This is a genomic window from Microbulbifer celer (genome assembly GCF_020991125.1).
Taxonomy (GTDB): Bacteria; Pseudomonadota; Gammaproteobacteria; order Pseudomonadales; family Cellvibrionaceae; genus Microbulbifer; species Microbulbifer celer.
Window position 1 is genome coordinate 3988918 of the sequence record NZ_CP087715.1, and the last position, 19597, is coordinate 4008514.

The window sequence follows — 19597 nt, forward strand, 5'->3', positions numbered from 1 at the left end:
AAATGGGAAATATAGGCTGGCAACAATTACTGATTCTGCTGGTGATCGTATTGCTGATCTTCGGCACCAAACGTCTGCGCAATATCGGCGGTGACCTCGGTGGTGCGATCAAGGGCTTCAAGAAAGCCATGAAGGAAGAAGACAAGAAGAAAGGCGACGACGAAGAAGCAGAGCCAAAAGATCCGGAGTTGCTGAACAAGGACGAGAAAGGCGAGCCCACCAAGCCCGGGCAGAAAGCTTCATCAGAAGATAAGCACACCCAGGACAAGTAACCGGACATCGGTGTCCATTTCCCTAGTGGGCAGGGGCACCAAACAGGCGGATTTGAAGCGTGTTTGATATCGGATTTTTCGAATTGCTGCTGGTTGGGGTTGTGGGCCTCGTGGTCATCGGTCCCGAGCGCCTTCCCGACGCGGTGCGCACTACGGTGCGCTGGTGGACGCAGTTGAAGCAGACACTCGGTAGTGCCCGTGAAGAACTGGAGCGCGAAGTCGGCGCTGACGACATCCGTCGCGAGCTACACAACGAGCGCGTGTTGCGGGAGTTGCAGGAAAGCAAGGCGGAAATGGAGCGCACCTTCAGGAAGGCGGAAAACAAGTTTGAGCAGGATCTGCAAGCGGTAACCGAGCAGCAAAAGTCGGATTCTGTGCGCGAAGGCGAAGACTACCTGCCTGAACAGGGTAGCGACGATAAAATCCCGGAGGAATATCTGCCGGAAGATGAAGAGGACGATTCGGACCTGGAAGACCCGGAATACCCCGAACATCTGCACGATCACGGTGACCCCGAGTTCAACCCGCACCATCCCGATCACTTTCACGATGAAGCACATGTCGGGGGAAGCAGAGAGGTAAGCGATACGGATAGCAGTGAAGCGCCGTCGAATGAGCGCCCTGAGAGCGCGGCGCAGGATGCACCCGACGAGACCGACAAAAACAGTGGGCAGGTGGAAGACAAGCGTTCATGAGCGAAAGAGAACAGCCATTCATCGAGCACCTGATCGAGCTGCGGGACCGCCTTCTGAGAACCTTCGTGTTCGTGGTCGTGATTTTTGCCTGCATGATGCCCTTCGCCGCGGATATCTATGACTTTGTCGCGGAGCCGCTGCAGAGTCGGCTGGCCGAAGGCGCGGGGATGATTGCTACCGAAGTCACCTCTCCCTTTCTAACCCCCTTCAAGACCACGTTTGTGCTGGCTTTTTTTATTGCCATCCCATTTGTGCTTTATCAGTTCTGGGCATTTATTGCCCCGGGGCTGTATCGCAATGAGAAACGCCTGATCGTCCCCTTGATGGCTTCCAGCGTTCTGTTGTTCTATGTGGGAATGGCGTTTGCCTATTACGTGGTTTTCCCGATTATCTTTGACTTCTTTGTCAGTTCAGCACACGCAGACATCAAGGTGATGCCGGATATCCGGCAGTATCTGGATCTGGCCCTGAAGCTGTTTTTTGCTTTCGGTTTTGCGTTCGAAATCCCGATTGCCACCCTGTTGTTGATCTGGAGTGGCGCGGTTACCGCAGACGGTCTGGCAAAAAAACGCCCCTACGTCATCGTGGCCTGCTTCGCCATCGGTATGTTGCTGACACCACCGGATATGATTTCCCAGTCGCTACTGGCCGTGCCCATGTGGTTTCTGTTTGAAGTGGGTATATTCTTTGGCCGCTGGGTTCGGCCGAAGAAACAACAGGATGCGGAAGAAGCCGAGCACTGACGGGCCTGCGGCCTGGCTGAAAGCTCCCTGGCGGAAATGCCCGCTCAGCGGCTGGTCATCACAACCGCTATGCTGATAAATCCCAGTGCCGCCAGTGCCAGCGCGAACAGCTCCCGGTGGCGCTGCCAATGTGGGACCAGCAGCAACAGGGCCACCGGCGGTAATAGTAGCGCGATGATGCCAAACAGGGTGGACTGGGCAAAACACACCCGCAGCAGGTAAATCCACAGGGTCGCGCTCAGGATCAGGGCGAATACCAGCGATACGGCGGCGACAGGTTGCATGGACGATTCCCGAGAGTTTTTCCTTCCACTGTTTAAGTTAGTCTCTTTTCCTGCACTCGATTTTCAGTCGTGGCGCATGTCTCTGCACGCACTGGTTTTCCGGCGTGTGTGGATCGCTATTCTACTCGGTGCTCTGCTGTCGGGCTGTGAAACCGTGCACTTCTATTCTCAGGCCGCGGTGGGGCAGCTCAAAATTCTCGCCGGGCGCAAGCCCATCGAGCGACTGGTGGCGGATGAAAAAACGGCGCCGGAACTGCGCGGGCAGTTGCAGCGGGTGCAGTCAATACGCGCATACGCCGGTGCGGAACTGCACCTGCCGGTGGGCAAGGCGTACGGTGAATTTACCCAGCTGGAGGGAGAGTACCCGCTGTGGAACCTGATTGCCGCACCGGAGTTTTCCCTGTCCCCGAAACGCTGGTGCTATCCCATCGCCGGCTGTGCCAGCTATCGGGGATACTTTGATAAGGCAGATGCACAGGCCCATGCCGGCCGACTGCGTGCGGCGGGTTACGATGTCTACCTGGGTCCTGTGCCCGCCTACAGTACCCTGGGTTGGTTTGATGATCCGGTGCTGTCCAGCTTCGTCGACTGGAAACCCAGCCGACTGGCCAATCTGTTGTTCCACGAGCTGGCCCACCGCCGGGTGTATATCGCTGGCGATACCCGTTTCAATGAGAGTTTTGCCACCGCCGTGGCCCAGATCGCGCTGCCCGACTGGCGTCGGCGACAGGGAATCCCCGCACCGGCGCAGGCGAGTGTGGCCCAGGCACGCAAAATCAATGGCCTTATGGTCATTGCGCGCAAACAGTTGGAAGCACTGTACGCCTCGGACAAGCCTGAAGGCGTCAAGCGGCAGGAAAAAGCGGCGACGCTGGAGCGGCTGCGCCGCTGTTATCGCAAAATGTCCGAAGGCTGGACTCGCGACGAGCGCTACGCACAGATGATTGAAAAGACCAACAATGCGACGTTGGCGCTGGTGAGCGAATACCAGTCGCAGGTCCCTGCTTTCAAGGTGCTGTTTGCAGATTCCGGACAGGACTGGGAGCGTTTTTATTCCGCCGTGGAACAGTTGGGCGCCCTGCCCAAAGCGCAGCGCAAGGCGCGTCTGGCGGCGTTGAGCAAGCGCGCTCAGACCTCCAGTAGGAAGGTGACCGGGCCATCATTGCACAGTGAGACCTGCATGTCGGCAGCGAACTGACCACTGGCCACGGTGGCGAGCTTTTCCCGGGCCTGCGCGACAAAATAATCGTACAGCGCCTCCGCCTGCTGGGGTGTGGCGCCGCGGCTGAAACTGGGGCGCAGACCTTTGGCCGTATCCGCCACCAGAGTGAACTGACTGACCACCAGCAACCCGCCTTCCGCCTGTTGAACGTTCAGGTTCATCTTGCCCTGTTCATCGCTGAATATGCGGTAGTGCAGCACCTTGTGCAGCAGCTTGTCGGCGCTCTCACGGCTGTCAGTGGCCTCTACCCCCAGCAACAGCAGAATACCGCCGTCAATGGCGCCAATCGCCTCTCCGGCCACGTCCACTCTGGCGTGACTTACCCGCTGAATCAGTCCTTTCATCGTACCCTCTAACAGTGCTATACCCGCCGGCTGGAACCAAACGGCCGAATCGCCTAGATTAGCCGATCGTATCCGTACAACAAAACCGGACCCCTTTGATGAAAAAGCCCGTGATCGCCGTTGCGGCAGGCGTTATCGCCGCGATCGCAACCCTGGTTGCCACCAGCGACCAGGCCGACAACTCGCACTCCGAGAATACCTACCCCGCCACCCCCGTGGTCGATCAGAAAGACGATTACTTCGGCACCGAGGTAGCCGACCCCTACCGCTGGATGGAAGACCTGGGCTCGAAGCAGGTCAAGGAGTGGGTGCGGGTGCAGAACGATTATTCCCTGCCCAAGCTCAAGGCGCTGCCCGGGTGGGAGAAAATCAATCGCCGCCTGACCGATCTGTGGGAGTACGAGCGCTACGGTGTGCCGTACAAAAAGGCCGGGCAGGTATTCTACGAATACAACGATGGTTCCTGGGACCAGAGCGTGTTCTACACCACCGGGGATATCGCCAAGGACGGGCATGTGGTGCTCGATCCGCGCCAGCTGAGTAAAGACGGCACCGTTGCCGCCAAGCGCTATTCCGTCAGTCCCAATGGGCGCTACCTCGCCTATGGCACTTCCGATGGCGGTACCGACTGGACCGACTTTCATGTGCGCGACCTGAAAACCCGCCGTCTGCTGCCGGATCATTTAAAGGGGATAAAGTTCAGTGATGCGAGTTGGGCCAAGGATGAATCCGGGTTTTACTACAGCCGTTATCCGTTCAACACTTCACCCGAAAAGGACGGCAGCGCGGACGACAGCAAACAGGTTTCGGTGTACTTCCACAAAATCGGCGAGCCGCAGGAAAAAGATGCGTTAATCTACCAGGTTACCGACCATCCCACGCGCAATCCGGATGCCGAAGTCAGCGATGACGGCCGTTACCTGATCCTGAATATTTTCGACGGCTATGACAGCAATGGTATTTACTACCGCGACCTGCAAAGTGACGACGAGAAGGTTGTAAAGTTACTCGATCGGTGGGATGCGCTGTACCACTATTTGGGCAATACGGACGATACTTTCTACTTTGAAACCAATGCCGATGCCACCAATGGCCGTATTATTGCTATCGACGTTAAAAATCCGGAGAAAAAACACTGGAAAACTCTGGTGCCAGAACAGAAAGATGCACTGCAAAGCGCAAGCCTGGTTGGTGAACGATTTGTACTGCACTACCTGGAAGATGCCAAATCCAAAGTGGTGGTGACAGACCTCACTGGTAGGCAGAAGTATCAGCTGAAACTGCCGGGCATGGGGACCGTCGAGGGGTTCTATGGCCAGCCGGATGACCCGGAAACCTACTATGCCTTCAGTAATTTCCTCACACCTCCCAGTATCTACAAACTGGATGTCCACTCCGGGGAAACGGAAAAAGTAAAAGCGCCGGATTACCCGGCAGATTTCTCTGATTACACTGTCAACCAGCATTTCTTTACCAGCAAAGACGGCACCCGCGTACCGCTGTTTCTGGTGCACAAGAAGGGGCTGAAAAAAGATGCACAGAATTCCACCCTGTTGTATGGCTACGGCGGCTTCAATGCCGCGCAGTTACCGCGTTTTTATACCCGCTTTGCGGGATGGCTGGATATGGGCGGCACCTTTGCCATGGTCAACCTGCGCGGTGGCAGCGAGTACGGTGGTGACTGGCACAAGGCCGGTACCAAGCTCAATAAACAGAATGTGTTTGATGACTTTATCGGGGCCGCGGAATGGTTGATCGATGAGAAGATCACCTCGCCGGAAAAACTGGGCATCATGGGGCGCTCGAACGGCGGTCTGCTGGTGGGCGCGACCGAAGTGCAGCGCCCGGAACTGTTCAAGGTGGCGCTGCCCATCGTCGGTGTGCTGGATATGTTGCGTTACCACACCGCTTCCGCCAACGCGCGTCAGTGGTCCAGTGACTACGGCCTGTCGGAAAATGAACAAGAGTTTGAGGCCCTGCACGCCTATTCGCCGGTACACAACACCCGGAAAGGCGCCTGCTATCCGGCAACCTTGATTACCACCGCGGAAAAGGATGATCGTGTGGTGCCCTGGCACAGCTTCAAGTTTGCCGCGTCCCTGCAGCGGGATCAGGGCTGCGATAACCCGGTTTACCTCGCCGTGGAAACCCGCGCGGGCCACGGTGCCGGCAAGCCGGTGTGGATGCAGGTGGAAGATTTCACCAACCAGTTTGCATTCCTGGCGAACGAATTGGGGCTGCGTGTTGAGTAATGTCAAACACCGGTTTGTTACCGGCGGTAGCCGTCAGTACCGGGGCGAAAAGGGGGCTGGGGTACAATGCCTCGAATGCCTAGGTCGACCCGGAAACCAGATTACAAGAATCGCGAGACTGGCTGCTTGCCGAGAGGCAATTGTCGCTGGACAATGATGGAGGGAAGAGAATATGAACCGGCGCAATATCATTTTCGTACTGGTCATTACACTGTTGATCCTGCAGCTGATACAACACTACTTTTTCTCCGGCGCCGCGTAAAAGTGGCCGCCGAGCGCATCAATCAACGTCATTTGTTAAATACAATTTGGGAGGGGCTGTGCAAGCACTGAAGGAACAATTGGAAGCCTTGTGGCCCGTGGCCATGAATATTGGCCTGAATATCTTATGGGCCCTGTTGGCCTTCTTTGTCACCTGGGTGGCGGTGAAACTGGTGCGTCGCTCGGTGCTGAAACTGGGGGATCGCGGTGTCGATGAAACCCTGATTCCGGTGCTGGAGACCCTGGCAGTCTGGGGCACCTGGGCGATCGGCGCGATGGTGGTATTGGATATTTTCGGCGCCAATACCACCAGTCTGGTTGCCCTGCTGGGGGCTGCGGGCCTCGCCATTGGCTTTGCGCTCAAGGATACCCTGGCCTGTATTGCCGCCGGCTTCGTACTGCTCGGGCTGCGTCCCTTTCGTGTTGGCGAGACCATCCAGTTTGGCAGTACCCTCGGCACGGTGCGCAAGGTCGGGCTGTTTATCACCGAGATGGATACGGTGGATGGCCTGCGTGTTTCTGCACCCAATGACAAGGTTTGGGGGGAAACCATTACTAACTTCACCCGTAATAGCAGCCGCCGCATTGAGATCATTGCCAGCATTGCCTACGGCGACGATATCGAAACCGGCATGAAGGTGCTGCGCAACCTGGTGGCAGAGGAACCGCGCCTGCTGGAAGACCCGGAGCCCCAGTATGCCGTGTGCGCGCTGGCAGACAGCTCAGTTAACCTGCACCTGCGGGCCTGGGCCAAAACCGATGACTACTGGGACGTGCACTGGGATTTCATGAAGAAGCTGAAACCTGCGCTGGAAGCGGAGGGGCTGAGCATTCCATTCCCGCAGCGGGAATTGCATATCATCAATTCTGTCGAGGCCAGCCATAAAGAGACCAAGAGTCAATAAGCCGGCGAGATACAGAAGATTAAATATCCGTGTAAAACTGTTTCATCAACAGCTTCATCGACAGTTTCATCAACTACCTGTGCACTCACAAGGTCGCACAAGAGCTTATAAATAGCCTAATAGAGGAAAAATAGATGCGTAAGACGCTTCTGAGTATGGTGATTTTTTCGGTCATCACCGGCTGTGATCAGGCCGACCAGCAAAAAACCGATGGTGTGGAAGCTAACAGCGGCACCGAACAGGTTGCGGTGCAGTCTGCGGACCAATCTACAGCAAAAGATCCACAGGCAGAGACCCAGCGTCTCGGCGCGTGGCTGGATACCAAGTATGAAGAGCAGCTGCAGTTCAGCCCGATGCAGCTCAGTTATCTCGGCCGCAAAGAGCAGTACGACAAGATCGACGATATGAGCAAGGCTGCGGATGAGAAAGAGCTGCAGTGGAAAGCGGATTCGGTTGCGGAACTGAAAGAAAAATTCGATTACGACAGCCTGTCCCCAGAGGGAAAGGAGTCCTACGATCTGTGGATCTTCCAGTACCAGCAGGAGAAAGAAGGCCAGCCGTTCTGGGATCACAATTATTTTGCCGGCGAACTCGGCGGCCCTGAAGCGTCCCTGCCCACCTTCCTGATCAACCAGCACAAGGTGGACAGCGAAGATGATATGCGGGCATATATCGCCCGTATCGGCGGTGTCAGTCGTGCCCTTGGACAGCAACTCGAGCGCGCCCAGGAGTCCGCTAAAAAAGGTATTCGCCCACCGCGTTTTGCCTACGATCTGGCGATCGAGCGCGCGCAGAAAGTCATTGCCGGGCAACCTTTTGCTGAGGGCGAGGATGCGCCGCTGATGGCCGATGCCAAAAGCAAGATCGAGAGCCTGAAAAAAGACGGCAAGATCGATGGCGACACTGCCGAAGCATTACAGGCAGAAGTGGTCACTGCACTGAAAGAGCAGTTCAAACCGTCCTACGAAGCTTATATCGCCTGGTTGGAAGAAGACCGCACCAATGCCAGCGAAGTGGCCAAGGGCGTGTCCAACCTGCCCGATGGCGATGCCTTCTATAACAACCGCCTGGCTCGCTATACCACTCTGCCGCTGACTGCCGATGAAGTGCATCAGATTGGTCTCGACGAAGTCGCCCGTCTCCGCAAGGAAATGGAAAAGATTAAAGAGCAGGTAGAGTTTGACGGATCTTTACAGGAGTTCTTCACCTTTATCCGTACAGACGATCAGTTCTACTTCCCGAACACGGATGAAGGCCGCAAACAGTACCTGGAGCAGACGCAGGGATTCCTCGACGATATCGAGAAAAAGCTGCCGGAGTATTTCGGTATTCTGCCTAAGGCCGGCCTGGTGGTTAAGCGGGTCGAAGCTTTCCGTGAAGTCCCCGGCGGTGCCCAGCACTATCAGCCGGGTACCCCCGACGGCTCCCGCCCGGGCACCTACTATGTGCACATGTCTGACATGAGTGCGCTCTCCTCCACCGATATGGAAACCGTGACCTATCACGAGGGCAATCCCGGCCACCATATGCAGATCTCCATTGCCCAGGAGCTGGAGGGTATTCCAAAATTCCGTACCCAGGCACACTTTACCCCGTATATCGAAGGCTGGGCACTGTACTCGGAAGCGCTGGCGAAGGAAATGGGACAGTTCCAGGATCCGTACCGGGACTTCGGACGCCTGACCGCCGAGATGTGGCGTGCCATCCGCCTGGTTGTGGATACCGGCATGCACAGCAAAGGCTGGAGTCAGGATCAGGCGGTGGAGTACTTCCTGGAAAATTCCGCGATTCCGGAAGGCGCAGTGCGCTCAGAGGTGCGTCGCTACCTGACCCTGCCGGGCCAGGCGACCTCCTACAAAATCGGCATGCTGAAGATTCAGGAGCTGCGCGCTAAAGCGGAGGAAGCTCTGGGTGACCAGTTCGATATCCGCAAATTCCACGACACGGTACTCGGTGGTGGTGCGCTGCCATTACCGTTGCTGGAAAAGCGTGTAAATGACTGGATTGCCAGTGTGAAAGCCGGCTGATCGGATGCGGCTGTAAAGGAGAAAATGGCGGGCCACGTGCCCGCCATTTTTTTATTCAACTATTTTTAGATGGAAGTGAAAGAGATTCATCCGCGGAGAAGCCATGCCAACAGACAAAGCGCGCAGACAACAGCTTCGGCAGGAGCATCGCCCGGAAAATATCGCGCGACGTCTGCAGCAACCTCCCGAGCCGCGCCGTCTGTCGGACTTGGTGCTGGGTGCGATTGACGGTTGTATCACCACTTTTGCCATCGTCTGCGGCGCGTATGGCGCGGGCTTCCCATCGTCAGTCGTCGTGGTAATGGGAATTGCCAATCTGATAGCGGATGGGTTCAGTATGGCGGTGAGCAACTACGAGGCGGTCGGGGCGGAGCAACATTTCTTCGAGTCTGCTCGCAGAACGGAAGAGCAACACATCGAATTGGTCCCCGAGGGTGAGCGCGAAGAGATTCGACAGATATTTGCAGCCAAAGGCTTCCGCGGCGAGAGCCTGGAATTGATAGTGAATACGGTGACATCTGACCGCCGGCTGTGGGTCGATACGATGCTGCAGGAGGAGTATGGTTTATCCAGAGTTTTCCCCAACGCATTTGCGTCTGCGTGGTGGACATTTATTGCCTTTGTAGTGGTTGGGCTTATACCCCTGACCCCATTCCTTTTTTCAGGATTGACGCAAACGCAGGAATTTGTCGGTAGTGCCCTGCTCGCGGGTGTTGTCTTTATTGCGATCGGGTTAGTGAAGGGAGTGGTAAACCGGACGGCGCGCTTGCGGTCGGCATTCAGGACTTTTCTGCTTGGTGGCGGTGCCGCAGCTTTGGCGTTCTGTGTTGGCTATCTGTTGCGACAAGCGTTTAATTTTTAAAGTGTTTGATAGGAACCAGAGGTTATCATTGCTCGGCTGGTTGCGATATCATTAATAGAGGAGCCGCAACGATATAGGGCATCTCTATAAATCAGCCCCACAGGAATATCCAATCATGTTCTCGTATCAGGTAGAGCCCCGGTTTTCGGAAACCGATGCCCTCGGGCATATCAATAACACTATTGTACCCAACTGGTTTGAACACGGGCGCATGCCGATCTTCCGGATTTTCAATCCGGACCTTTCTCTGGTGCAGTGGAATCTGATCCTGAAGAAAATGGATGTGGATTTCGTTGCACAGATTTACCTCTTTTCACCAGTTGAGATCCGCACCAGCATCACTGCGATCGGCAATACGTCACTGACGATCCATCAGGAAGTCTGGCAGGAAGACAAACTGGTGGCCCAGGGCGACTGCGTCATGGTGCACTTTGATTATGAAAATCAGACCAAGGCGCCGATACCGGATGACGTGCGTCAACAACTGGCTCAGCACCTTGTCTGAAATCTAACTTTCAACAACGTTTAACACGGCAGTGGCTGGCCCGTTGTCTCAGTGAATCTGGATTTTGTGGCTGGCAGGTTTTTGGGGCTCCGCTTTGGGCACTGTCAGAGTCAACACGCCGTCTTTGAATGTCGCGTCGATGTCATCCTCGTCGACGTCTTTTCCCAGGTTGAAACTGCGGGTGAACTTGCCGTAGCGGCGCTCTTGACGTAGCACCCGGTGCTCTTCATTTTCCGGCACCTGCCGGCGCATTTCCGCCTCCACGGTGAGCACACCGTTTTCCAGCGTCACGCTCAGGTCTTCCTTGCGCACACCGGGCATTTCCGCACATATTTCATAATGATCTTTGCGTTCATTGATGTCGACCCGGGGGGTGTGAAAGCCGCTGCGGGCTTCTCCCGCTTCCTGTCCGGTGCTGAAAAACTGCTCCACGATTTCATCGAAATCGAGCATTTTGTCGCGAGGTATCAATTTCATGGCGGGCATCTCCCGATTCATCAACATGTGATCGGCAACTCGAGTTCGCAGAGCTGCCAGTGTGGTATGTGGACAAATTATAGGGAGGCGGGGCCGGTTCCGTAGGGTGGGTTTGGAGCCGGTGCGGTGGCGGGCGTCAGGCGCTGACTACCCGGTTGCGGCCATCATTTTTGGCGCGGTACATTCGGGCATCGGCCTGTGCCAGCAGCTGCCCGTGCCCCACCGCCGCTGGGTTACCTTCGGCAACGCCAAAGCTGATGGAAATGTTCACATCCTGGGGATACTGCTTGCTCAGTGCTTCCACCCGGTCGCGGAGCTTTTCCGCCAGTATACCGCCGCCGGCCGCATCGGTATTGGGCAGCAGAATCAGAAATTCCTCACCGCCCCAGCGCGCCACCATATCGTCCGCGCGGGTATTGCTGCGCAGCACTTCCGCCACATCTTTGAGCACCTGGTCACCGAAGCTGTGGCCGTGGGTATCGTTGATGTATTTGAAGCTGTCCAGGTCGCCGATCAGTACGGAATAGCGGCCCGCCAGCTCGCGGTTGCGACGCTCCAGTTCATCGATGGCGCGGTAGGCCTCGCGGCGGTTGGCGAGTCCGGTCAGGGCGTCGGTGCTGGCATGGTTTTCCAGTTCCGCGGTCAGCATATGCAGCATCTGTTGGGTCTGATGGCGGCTGCTGTCGAGAATTGCGGTGAGCGCGGTGAGAGCGCCAAAAATGGCGATAAAGCGCGCGCGGTGCCCGGTGTCGTAGTGGGCCTGCAGGCCGGGAAAATCTGGATAAAACAGGATGAGCGCGGTAGCGCCACCAATGCAGGTCAGGGTCACTGTACCCCACTTGTAGCCGTAGAGGTTGATGAACCCCGGCACCAGCATCACCGCCCACATCAGGCCGGTGTTGTTCACTCCGCCGGAAAGCAACAAATAGAAATAGAGTACCAACAGCAGCGCGCCTACCAGCAGTGGGGTTTTGCGGCTGGGGCCGGCGATATTCACCCCGATGTAGGACAGCAGAATCACTGCCGCCACCGCAAACAGGGTACCGGCGAGAAAAACATCGCCCCCCATCAGGGCAATCACACCCATGGCGCCGGTGATGGCGAGGGCGAAAATCAGCATATAGCCAGAGGCCTGTATACGGCGGCGCAGTTCCAGTCCGCGCGCCTGGGCGACCGGGTCGGTATAGGGCTGGAATTGTTGTTGTGATTGCAGCGCGAAATTCATCATTCTTCCGGTAGTTTGCGGTACTTGCCTCTAATCTCGGCAAACCTGTAAAAAACAGGCGGCCATCGCCCTCCATCACCGCTGAAAGCGAACAGGCTATAGTAATGGCGAACGGGATTGGGGCGGAGACCTGCATGGCAAAGCTACAGCTGATTTGTGACGACATTCTCACTTTGGATGGTGATGGGCTGGTGTGCCCGGCGCACAAGCACCTGGTCCGCGGTCGCGGCCTGTCGGCACAGATCTATGATCGCGCCGGGGAAGCGCTGGTGAGTGAGTGTTCACGTTTGCCGGAGTGCACAATCGGCGCGGCGCGTATCACCAGTGCACCGAATCTCGCCCCCCACTATCTCCTGCACACCGTGACGCCCCAGTGGAGCAGCGGTGATCAGTGGGGCGCAGAAGCGCTGGTGCAGTTGCGGCAGTGCTATGAGAGCGTACTGGCGCTGGCGAAAGCGCGCGGACTGAAACGCTTGCTGTTTCCCGCCTTGGGTGCCGGTACCAACCGCTTCCCCCACGAAATCGCCGCCCACCAGGGTTTGGAGGTATTGCGCCAGCACGCGCCGGATTTCGCGTTACTTACGGTGTGCCTACGCACATCTACGGCGCTGTCGGTATGGCGCACGGTAGATGCGCGTTTTTGGGGGGGTAAAGAGACATAAAAAAGCCGGGCATCAGCCCGGCTTCGTCATTCGCGTTTGCTGGCTTACTTGTTCTTCGCCCGCTTACGCATATTTTCCTGCAGGATCTTCTTGCGCAGGCGCAGGTGATTCGGGGTCACTTCCACCAGCTCGTCGTCCTCGATGAATTCCAGCGCCTGCTCCAGGGTGTGGCGCACCGGCGGGGTCAGGGTCAGGGCTTCGTCGGTACCGGCAGCGCGGACGTTGGTCAGCTGCTTGGCCTTGGTGGGGTTTACCACCAGGTCGTTGTCGCGGGCGTGCAGGCCGATGATCTGACCTTCGTAGATGTCTTCACCGTGGCCCAGGAACAGGCGGCCGCGATCCTGCAGGGTGTACAGGGCGTAGGCCAGGGTCTTGCCCTTGGTCATGGAGACCAGCACGCCGTTGATACGGCTGGTGACGTCACCCTCTTTCACCGGACCGTAGTGGTCGAAGATGCTGGTCATGATGCCGGAGCCGCTGGTCAGGGTCAGGAACTGGTTGCGGAAACCGATCAGGCCGCGGGACGGCACGATAAAGGTCAGGCGCACCCGGCCCTTGCCGTCCGGCTCCATATTGGTCAGCTCCGCCTTGCGCAGGCCCAGCTCTTCCATGATGGAACCCTGGTGCTGCTCTTCGACGTCGATCACCACTTCCTCGTAAGGCTCCTGCACTTCACCGTCTACGACGCGCTGGACTACTTCCGGGCGGGAGACACCCAGCTCGAAGCCTTCGCGACGCATGTTTTCGATCAGTACCGACAGGTGCAGTTCACCGCGGCCGGAGACCTTGAACTTGTCCGGGGAATCGCCCTGCTCGACGCGTAGCGCCACGTTGTGGATCAGCTCCTGATCCAGGCGCTCGCGGATATTGCGGCTGGTGACGAACTTGCCGTCCTGGCCCGCAAACGGGGAGTCGTTCACCTGGAAGGTCATGCTCACGGTGGGCTCGTCCACGGTTAGCGCCGGCAGTGCTTCCGGGTGCTCGGGATTACACAGGGTATCGGAGATGTTCAGCTCGCCCACACCGGTGATACACACGATATCGCCAGCGCTGGCCTGATCCACTTCCACCCGCTCCAGGCCCAGGTAGCCCATGACCTGCAGTACCTTGGCTTTGCGCTTGTTGCCCTCGCGGTCGAGGATCACTACCTGCTGATTGGGTTTCAGGGTGCCGCGCTTGATGCGGCCGACGCCGATCACGCCCACGTAGCTGTTGTAGTCCAGCGCGGAAACCTGCATCTGGAAGGGGCCGTCCAGGTCGACCTTGGGCGGCTCCACCTTGTCCACGATCATCTGGAACAGCGGGTTCATGTCGTCCGCCATGTCGGTGTCGTCGAGACCGGCGATACCGTTCAGGGCGGAGGCGTAGACCACCGGGAAGTCCAGCTGCTCGTCGGTAGCGCCGAGGCTGTCGAACAGGTCGAACACCTGGTCCATCACCCAGTCAGGACGCGCGCCCGGGCGGTCGATCTTGTTGATCACCACGATCGGGTTCAGGCCCTGCTCGAAGGCCTTCTGGGTCACGAAGCGGGTCTGCGGCATGGGGCCGTCCACCGCGTCTACCAGCAGCAATACCGAGTCCACCATGGACAGTACGCGCTCCACCTCACCGCCGAAGTCGGCGTGTCCGGGGGTGTCGACGATGTTGATGCGGTAGTCGTTCCAGCGGATGGCGGTGTTCTTGGCGAGGATGGTGATACCGCGCTCACGTTCCTGGTCGTTGGAGTCCATCACCCGCTCGGCGCCCTCGTCCCGTCGGTCCAGGGTGCCGGACTGTTGCAGGAGCTTGTCTACCAGGGTGGTTTTACCGTGGTCGACGTGGGCGATGATCGCAATATTGCGCAAATCTTCTATCACAAGGGGCCTCTGGGCTTAAAACGCGATTGGGCGGGACACTTTCTTAAAGAACGTCTTAAAGAGAGTGGTCACGCCAGAGAAATTAGTAACGGCGGGGACTGAGCTGAGATTGGGAACAGCGGCTATCCGGCCAAAGCGGCCGCATTATAGAGGTGAAATGTGGCAATTGGGAGTTGATTTGGCGGATTTTTGTGCGACTGTGCGGGATTCCGGCCCCCGATACCGGGATGCTGGCAACGGGAGCCGGAATAGAGAGCGGGAAATCAGCCTTCCAGGCGACGCATCGCGCAGATCTTGTTGCCGGAAGGGTCGCGCAGATAAGCTAGGTACAGCTTCATCCCGGCACCCTCGCGTACCCCGGGCGGATCCTCACAGGCAACGCCGCCATTGGCCAGGCCCGCCGCATGCCACCGGTCCGCCTGTTCGGGGTCTTCCACGGCAAAGCCGATGGTACTGCCGTTGCCGCAGCTCGCCGGCTGGCCGTCGATGGGCTTGGTGAGCGCGAACACTCCGGTATCGGTGAAGTAAAAACAGCGGCCTTTCTGGTCGATGACACCGGGCTTGTAACCCAGCTCACCGAGGATCGCATCGTAGAATGCCTTGGATTCCTGGATATCGTTGGCACCGAGCATGACGTGACTGAACATCATTAATCCTTCTAGCGTTATATGTAAGGGGCAGGATACATGCCTCGCATTGCGAGGTATAAGGGAAAATAAGCAATGGTGGTTTCACCATTCTTATGTGTGCGCAGTGAATGGCCCGGGTATCGTTACAAAACTTCGTGGCCCTGGGTTATACGGAGATGCATTTCTCAAAAAAGGGTTTTGTCACTTTTTGACCTTGTGCGTTGAACCACTCTAACCGCTCTTCCCCATCTAGATCGGACTTGGAGAAAAGCTGATTATGGGTGCCTAGGTCAACCAAAGAGTATGCAGAACCCCGGCCGGTTTGCGCGTCGAATCCATCATATATAACAGAGTCAATGTACCCTCCTACCACAATGTTCGCATAACCTAGATGACCGAGCTCTATCGCCAACTGTTGAGCGACGTGGTTAAGCTCACATCCCAGCAAGCGAATTTTCACGTGAGAGGTGGGCAGGGTCCAGTATTGATGAAGCCAGGTTGCGATCTGCGCGGGGCTACAATATATCCGTTGTTCGCCAGATAAGCCGTTACTGATTCCGTTCACAGGTTCGTTAAAGCCTGCTTGTGCACCGTGTCCATCGATCAGGACCGTCGCCTCTTTCTCGACGTTGTTCAGGCAGTGCCACATTGTGGTATTTACAGCTGTGCAGTTGGCTTTCAACCTGTATTTGGTACGACTCGTTGCGAGAACGTTATCAATATCCTGTAAAAACGGATTTATATAGTACTGCTGGCGCACTTGCGGCATGTCAACTCCCTTTGGTTGTCTATCTAAGCCAATAGTGCACGAATCTTTGATATACAAAAAAGAAACTGCTGCCAAAATAAACCGAGTCAGAGTGAACTATTTATCTGCCTCAGTTTGTGAGTGTGCGTGCCCGGTTGTTGTTGGGCACGGACTTTCAAGTGGCGCATTATTTACGCTTCAAATATGCCGACCTACTGCTTCGCCTTCTCCGGCCGGAACACGCCGACGTTCCGATACCCCTCATCCAGCAGGTGCGAGGCATGCAGCTGGCTCATCACCCCGCGCGCGCAATACAGCAGGTATTGCTTGTCTTTATCCAGGCTCTGGAACGCGGTGCTCAGGCGGTAGAAGGGGATGGTTTCCACTGTGGCGTTGTCCAGCTCCAGCGGGTTCACTTCTTCTTCCGTGGGGTGGCGGATGTCGATGATGGTGGCATCGCCGGCTTCGCTGAAAATATCCACCGGCGGTGCGTCTTCATTGAGGTCGTCCATCACCTGATCGATGTTCTGCATCACGCGGTTGCCGATGGCGCGGTCGAGGACGGTGAAGTCGAAGCGGGTTTCCTCGTGATCCACCTTTTCCATTTTTGCGCGGGTAGTGGGTTTTACCGAAATCACGCCACAGTACTCGGGCATATTCGCGGCAAATTCCTCGGTGCCAATGGCGCGCGCGGTGCGGATGATGTCGGTCTTGTCGGACGTGATCAGCGGGCGCAGTACCAGGGTGTCGGTGACACTGTCGATCACCGCCAGGTTTTTCAGGGTCTGGCTGGAGACCTGGGCGATGGCCTCGCCGGTCACCACCGCATCCACATCCAGTTCTTTGGCGACCGCGGAGGCGGCGCGCAGCATCATGCGCTTCAGGGTGACGCCCATATAGGAGTCATCTACCTGTTCGAGGATTTCCGCCACGACCTCATCAAAGGGTACTGTGATGAATTTCACCCGATGGGAGGCGCCGTACTTGTCCCACAGGTAGAAGGCCACTTCCTTGACGCCCAGCTCGTGCTGACGGCCGCCGAGGTTGAAAAACAGGAAGTGGGTGCGGATACCGCGTTTCATGGTCAGGTAGCTGGCGACGGTGGAGTCAAAACCGCCTGAAACCAGCGACAGCACCGGATCCTGGGTGCCCAGTGGAAAGCCGCCGAGGCCCTGGTGCAGCTCTTCGATGACATTCAGTTTGTCGTGGCGGACTTCCAGTTTGACGGTGATATCGGGGTTTTTCAGTTTTACCCCGGCGGCCTGGGTATTTTTGTTCAGCCCGCCGCCCACGTACTGTTCCACGTCCAGGGACTGGAAGTCGTGCTTGCCGGTGCGCTTTACGCGCACGCAGAAGGTCTTGCCGGTGAGCTGGGGCCCCCAGATCGCCAGGGTCTTCTGGTAGATATCGTCCAGGTCGCCGAGGGGGAACTGCTGTACCCGGGCAAAGTTGGCAATACCCGGAGTGTGCGCCAGTACCTCTTCTATGCGCTCGGAAAGGTGGGATACTGCATCCGGTGCGATGACGTCGATCTTTTCCCAGTCTTTCTGTACCTTGATGCGGTCGTCCAGTTGCCGCATCAGCTTGCGCAGGTTGTCGGCGAGCTGGCGCGACATACGCTTGCGCACCGGGTTGCTCTTGATGGTGATTTCCGGGAAAAATTTGACGACGAAGTGCATAGAGTGTGTGCCGGGTACCGCATTGCGTGGTGAGTGGTCGAAGCTTCGATCGGTTTGGATAACAGCTCAAGCGGCATGTGCCCAATGGCCGTTTCCCGAAGCTCCCTGAAAAGGTGGCGAATTATAAACTCGCTGGGGCTAATTTGCTCGTCGCACCAATATGGTGCCTTGGTATAACGGGTGGCACCGTTATGGTGCATCGGTATTTGTGAAACCGGATCACGGGGCGCTATTCTCCGTGCGCGGGCCACCATTCCCGGTAAAAAATCGGGCGTTGCGCCGAAAGTTTCACCAATCCCGCGTCTCTTAGACCGCTTGCCCCAATTTGGCACACTCCTTGCTTCGACTGTTGCCACAAGATAAAGCGAATTGGCGCGATACATAACTTTTCATTCTTGGAGGACTGCAATGTCAGCGAAAACGCTCGGACTGATCAAAGAGAGCGAAGCCAAATGGGTAGACCTGCGCTTCACCGATACCAAAGGTAAGGAACAGCACGTTTCTCTTCCGTCCAAGGAAGTTGACGGCGAGTTCTTCGAAGAAGGCAAGATGTTCGATGGTTCTTCCATCGCTGGCTGGAAGGGCATCAACGAATCCGACATGATCCTGATGCCGGACGACGAGACTGCCTTCCTGGACCCGTTCACCGACGAAGCGACTGTTATTATTCGCTGTAACATCGTCGATCCGATCACCGGCCAGGGCTATGAGCGCGACCCGCGTTCCATCGCGCTGCGCGCCGAGGAATACCTGAAGTCCACCGGCTACGGTGACACCGCGCTGTTCGGCCCGGAGCCCGAGTTCTTCGTATTCGACGACATTACCTGGGGCGCCGAAATGGGCGGTGCCTTCTACAAAATCAATTCCGAAGAAGCGGCCTGGTCCTCTGGTGCCTCCTTCGCGGAAGGCAACATGGGCCACCGTCCGGGTGTAAAAGGCGGCTACTTCCCGGTTCCGCCGGTCGACTCCCTGCACGACATCCGCGCTGCCATGTGTTCCGCGATGGAAGCCATGGGCCTGGAAATCGAAGTGCACCACCACGAAGTGGGCACTGCCGGCCAGTGTGAGATCGGCGTTGGCGCCAATACCCTGACCATGAAGGCGGACGAAGTTCAGATCCTGAAGTACGCGGTGCACAACGTTGCCCACGCTTACGGTAAAACCGCCACCTTTATGCCCAAGCCGCTGGTAGGCGACAACGGTTCCGGCATGCACATCCACATGTCTTTCAGTAAAGACGGCACCAACCAGTTCGCTGGCGACGCTTACGCCGGGCTGTCTGAAACTGCCCTGTTCTACATCGGCGGTATCATCAAGCACGCGCGCGCCCTGAACGCGTTTGCGAACGCTTCCACCAACTCCTATAAGCGTCTGGTACCGGGCTTCGAAGCGCCGGTTATCCTGGCCTACTCCGCGCGCAACCGCTCTGCGTCCATCCGCATTCCGTTCGTACCTAGCCCGAAAGGCAAGCGCGTTGAAGCCCGCTTCCCGGATCCGACTGCCAACCCGTACCTGGTGTTCGCAGCCATGCTGATGGCCGGCCTCGACGGCGTTAAGAACAAGATCCACCCCGGCGACGCGGCAGACAAAGACCTGTACGACCTGCCGGCGGAAGAGCTGGCCGAGTACCCGACCGTTGCCTCCAGCCTGGAACAGGCCCTGGAAGCACTGGATCAGGACCGCGCCTTCCTGACCGAAGGAGGTGTATTCACCGATGACGCCATCGATGCCTACATCGCGCTGAAGCAGGAAGAAGTAGAGCGTGTGAACATGACCACTCACCCGGTCGAGTTCGAGCTGTACTACTCTGTTTAACACGCCGCAGGCGCTGTCTAAATTGCCGTAGGCGTTTCCTTGGAAGTGCCTTCTGGTTCGCAAAAACCCGCATCCCCGGCAACAGGGGGTGCGGGTTTTTTTATTGCGGGTACACTAGCCTTAACTTGATGACC

General features: G+C 57.1%; 19 protein-coding genes. 11 read left to right on the plus strand and 8 right to left on the minus strand.

Going from position 1 to position 19597, the window contains the following annotated elements:
• Positions 1–2: 2 nt before the first annotated feature.
• The 3 genes from tatA to tatC are packed head-to-tail and all read left to right on the plus strand — an operon-like array spanning position 3 to position 1710.
• Positions 3–272: a twin-arginine translocase TatA/TatE family subunit gene (gene tatA, locus LPW13_RS16640; protein ID WP_230437116.1), complete on the plus strand. Its 270-nt coding sequence runs from the start codon at positions 3–5 to the stop codon at positions 270–272.
• Between the two features lie 59 nt (positions 273–331).
• Positions 332–967: a Sec-independent protein translocase protein TatB gene (gene tatB, locus LPW13_RS16645; RefSeq protein ID WP_230437117.1), complete on the plus strand. Its 636-nt coding sequence runs from the start codon at positions 332–334 to the stop codon at positions 965–967.
• Positions 964–1710 (plus strand): twin-arginine translocase subunit TatC, encoded by a 747-nt coding sequence (tatC, locus tag LPW13_RS16650; RefSeq protein WP_230437118.1) that lies wholly within the window; start codon positions 964–966, stop codon positions 1708–1710. The genes tatB and tatC overlap by 4 nt, the downstream gene beginning before the upstream one ends.
• A gap of 44 nt (positions 1711–1754) precedes the next feature.
• Here tatC and LPW13_RS16655 read toward each other — a convergent pair whose 3' ends face one another.
• Entirely contained in the window at positions 1755–1994 is a 240-nt protein-coding gene (locus LPW13_RS16655) for a hypothetical protein (RefSeq protein WP_230437119.1), read from the minus strand.
• A gap of 76 nt (positions 1995–2070) precedes the next feature.
• Here LPW13_RS16655 and LPW13_RS16660 point away from each other — a divergent pair, with 76 nt between their 5' ends.
• Complete coding sequence (locus tag LPW13_RS16660) at positions 2071–3192, plus strand: aminopeptidase (protein ID WP_230437120.1); 1122 nt, start codon at positions 2071–2073, stop codon at positions 3190–3192.
• Here LPW13_RS16660 and dtd read toward each other — a convergent pair.
• The gene (gene dtd, locus LPW13_RS16665; protein ID WP_230437121.1) at positions 3123–3560 is read right to left on the minus strand and encodes a D-aminoacyl-tRNA deacylase; all 438 of its coding nucleotides are present in this window, start codon (positions 3558–3560) and stop codon (positions 3123–3125) included. The two genes, LPW13_RS16660 and dtd, sit on opposite strands and share 70 nt — an antisense overlap.
• Before the next feature lie 98 nt (positions 3561–3658).
• On the opposite strand from dtd, the gene LPW13_RS16670 reads away from it, so the two are divergent.
• From LPW13_RS16670 to LPW13_RS16690, 5 genes are all read left to right on the plus strand, one after another.
• Positions 3659–5812 (plus strand): prolyl oligopeptidase family serine peptidase, encoded by a 2154-nt coding sequence (locus LPW13_RS16670; protein ID WP_230437122.1) that lies wholly within the window; start codon positions 3659–3661, stop codon positions 5810–5812.
• Positions 5813–6132: 320 nt separating this feature from the next.
• Positions 6133–6978: a mechanosensitive ion channel family protein gene (locus tag LPW13_RS16675; RefSeq protein WP_230437123.1), complete on the plus strand. Its 846-nt coding sequence runs from the start codon at positions 6133–6135 to the stop codon at positions 6976–6978.
• A 134-nt stretch (positions 6979–7112) separates the two neighbouring features.
• The gene (locus LPW13_RS16680; RefSeq protein ID WP_230437124.1) at positions 7113–9005 is read left to right on the plus strand and encodes a DUF885 domain-containing protein; all 1893 of its coding nucleotides are present in this window, start codon (positions 7113–7115) and stop codon (positions 9003–9005) included.
• 103 nt (positions 9006–9108) lie between these two features.
• Positions 9109–9867 (plus strand): VIT1/CCC1 transporter family protein, encoded by a 759-nt coding sequence (locus tag LPW13_RS16685; protein ID WP_230437125.1) that lies wholly within the window; start codon positions 9109–9111, stop codon positions 9865–9867.
• A gap of 115 nt (positions 9868–9982) precedes the next feature.
• On the plus strand, positions 9983–10372 hold the full coding sequence (locus tag LPW13_RS16690; protein WP_230437126.1) for an acyl-CoA thioesterase: 390 nt from the start codon (positions 9983–9985) through the stop codon (positions 10370–10372).
• 48 nt (positions 10373–10420) lie between these two features.
• Here LPW13_RS16690 and LPW13_RS16695 read toward each other — a convergent pair whose 3' ends face one another.
• Both LPW13_RS16695 and LPW13_RS16700 read right to left on the minus strand, forming a co-directional pair.
• Positions 10421–10849, minus strand: a complete 429-nt coding sequence (locus LPW13_RS16695) for an Hsp20/alpha crystallin family protein (RefSeq protein ID WP_230437127.1) — start codon at positions 10847–10849, stop codon at positions 10421–10423.
• Between the two features lie 136 nt (positions 10850–10985).
• Positions 10986–12077 carry a GGDEF domain-containing protein gene (locus LPW13_RS16700; RefSeq protein WP_230437128.1) on the minus strand — a complete coding sequence of 364 codons (1092 nt, stop codon included), beginning with the start codon at positions 12075–12077 and terminating at the stop codon, positions 10986–10988.
• A gap of 131 nt (positions 12078–12208) precedes the next feature.
• Here LPW13_RS16700 and LPW13_RS16705 point away from each other — a divergent pair, with 131 nt between their 5' ends.
• Complete coding sequence (locus tag LPW13_RS16705) at positions 12209–12736, plus strand: macro domain-containing protein (protein ID WP_230437129.1); 528 nt, start codon at positions 12209–12211, stop codon at positions 12734–12736.
• Between the two features lie 44 nt (positions 12737–12780).
• Here LPW13_RS16705 and typA read toward each other — a convergent pair whose 3' ends face one another.
• From typA to thiI, 4 genes are all read right to left on the minus strand, one after another.
• Entirely contained in the window at positions 12781–14592 is a 1812-nt protein-coding gene (gene typA, locus LPW13_RS16710; protein WP_230437130.1) for a translational GTPase TypA, read from the minus strand.
• 263 nt (positions 14593–14855) lie between these two features.
• Positions 14856–15239, minus strand: a complete 384-nt coding sequence (locus LPW13_RS16715) for a VOC family protein (protein WP_230439216.1) — start codon at positions 15237–15239, stop codon at positions 14856–14858.
• A 148-nt stretch (positions 15240–15387) separates the two neighbouring features.
• Positions 15388–15990, minus strand: a complete 603-nt coding sequence (locus LPW13_RS16720; RefSeq protein ID WP_230437131.1) for a hypothetical protein — start codon at positions 15988–15990, stop codon at positions 15388–15390.
• A 191-nt stretch (positions 15991–16181) separates the two neighbouring features.
• Positions 16182–17648 carry a tRNA uracil 4-sulfurtransferase ThiI gene (thiI, locus tag LPW13_RS16725; RefSeq protein ID WP_230437132.1) on the minus strand — a complete coding sequence of 489 codons (1467 nt, stop codon included), beginning with the start codon at positions 17646–17648 and terminating at the stop codon, positions 16182–16184.
• A gap of 408 nt (positions 17649–18056) precedes the next feature.
• Here thiI and glnA point away from each other — a divergent pair, with 408 nt between their 5' ends.
• A complete protein-coding gene (gene glnA, locus LPW13_RS16730) occupies positions 18057–19463 on the plus strand; it encodes a glutamate--ammonia ligase (RefSeq protein ID WP_230437133.1) in 1407 nt (468 codons plus the stop codon).
• Positions 19464–19597 lie beyond the last annotated feature (134 nt).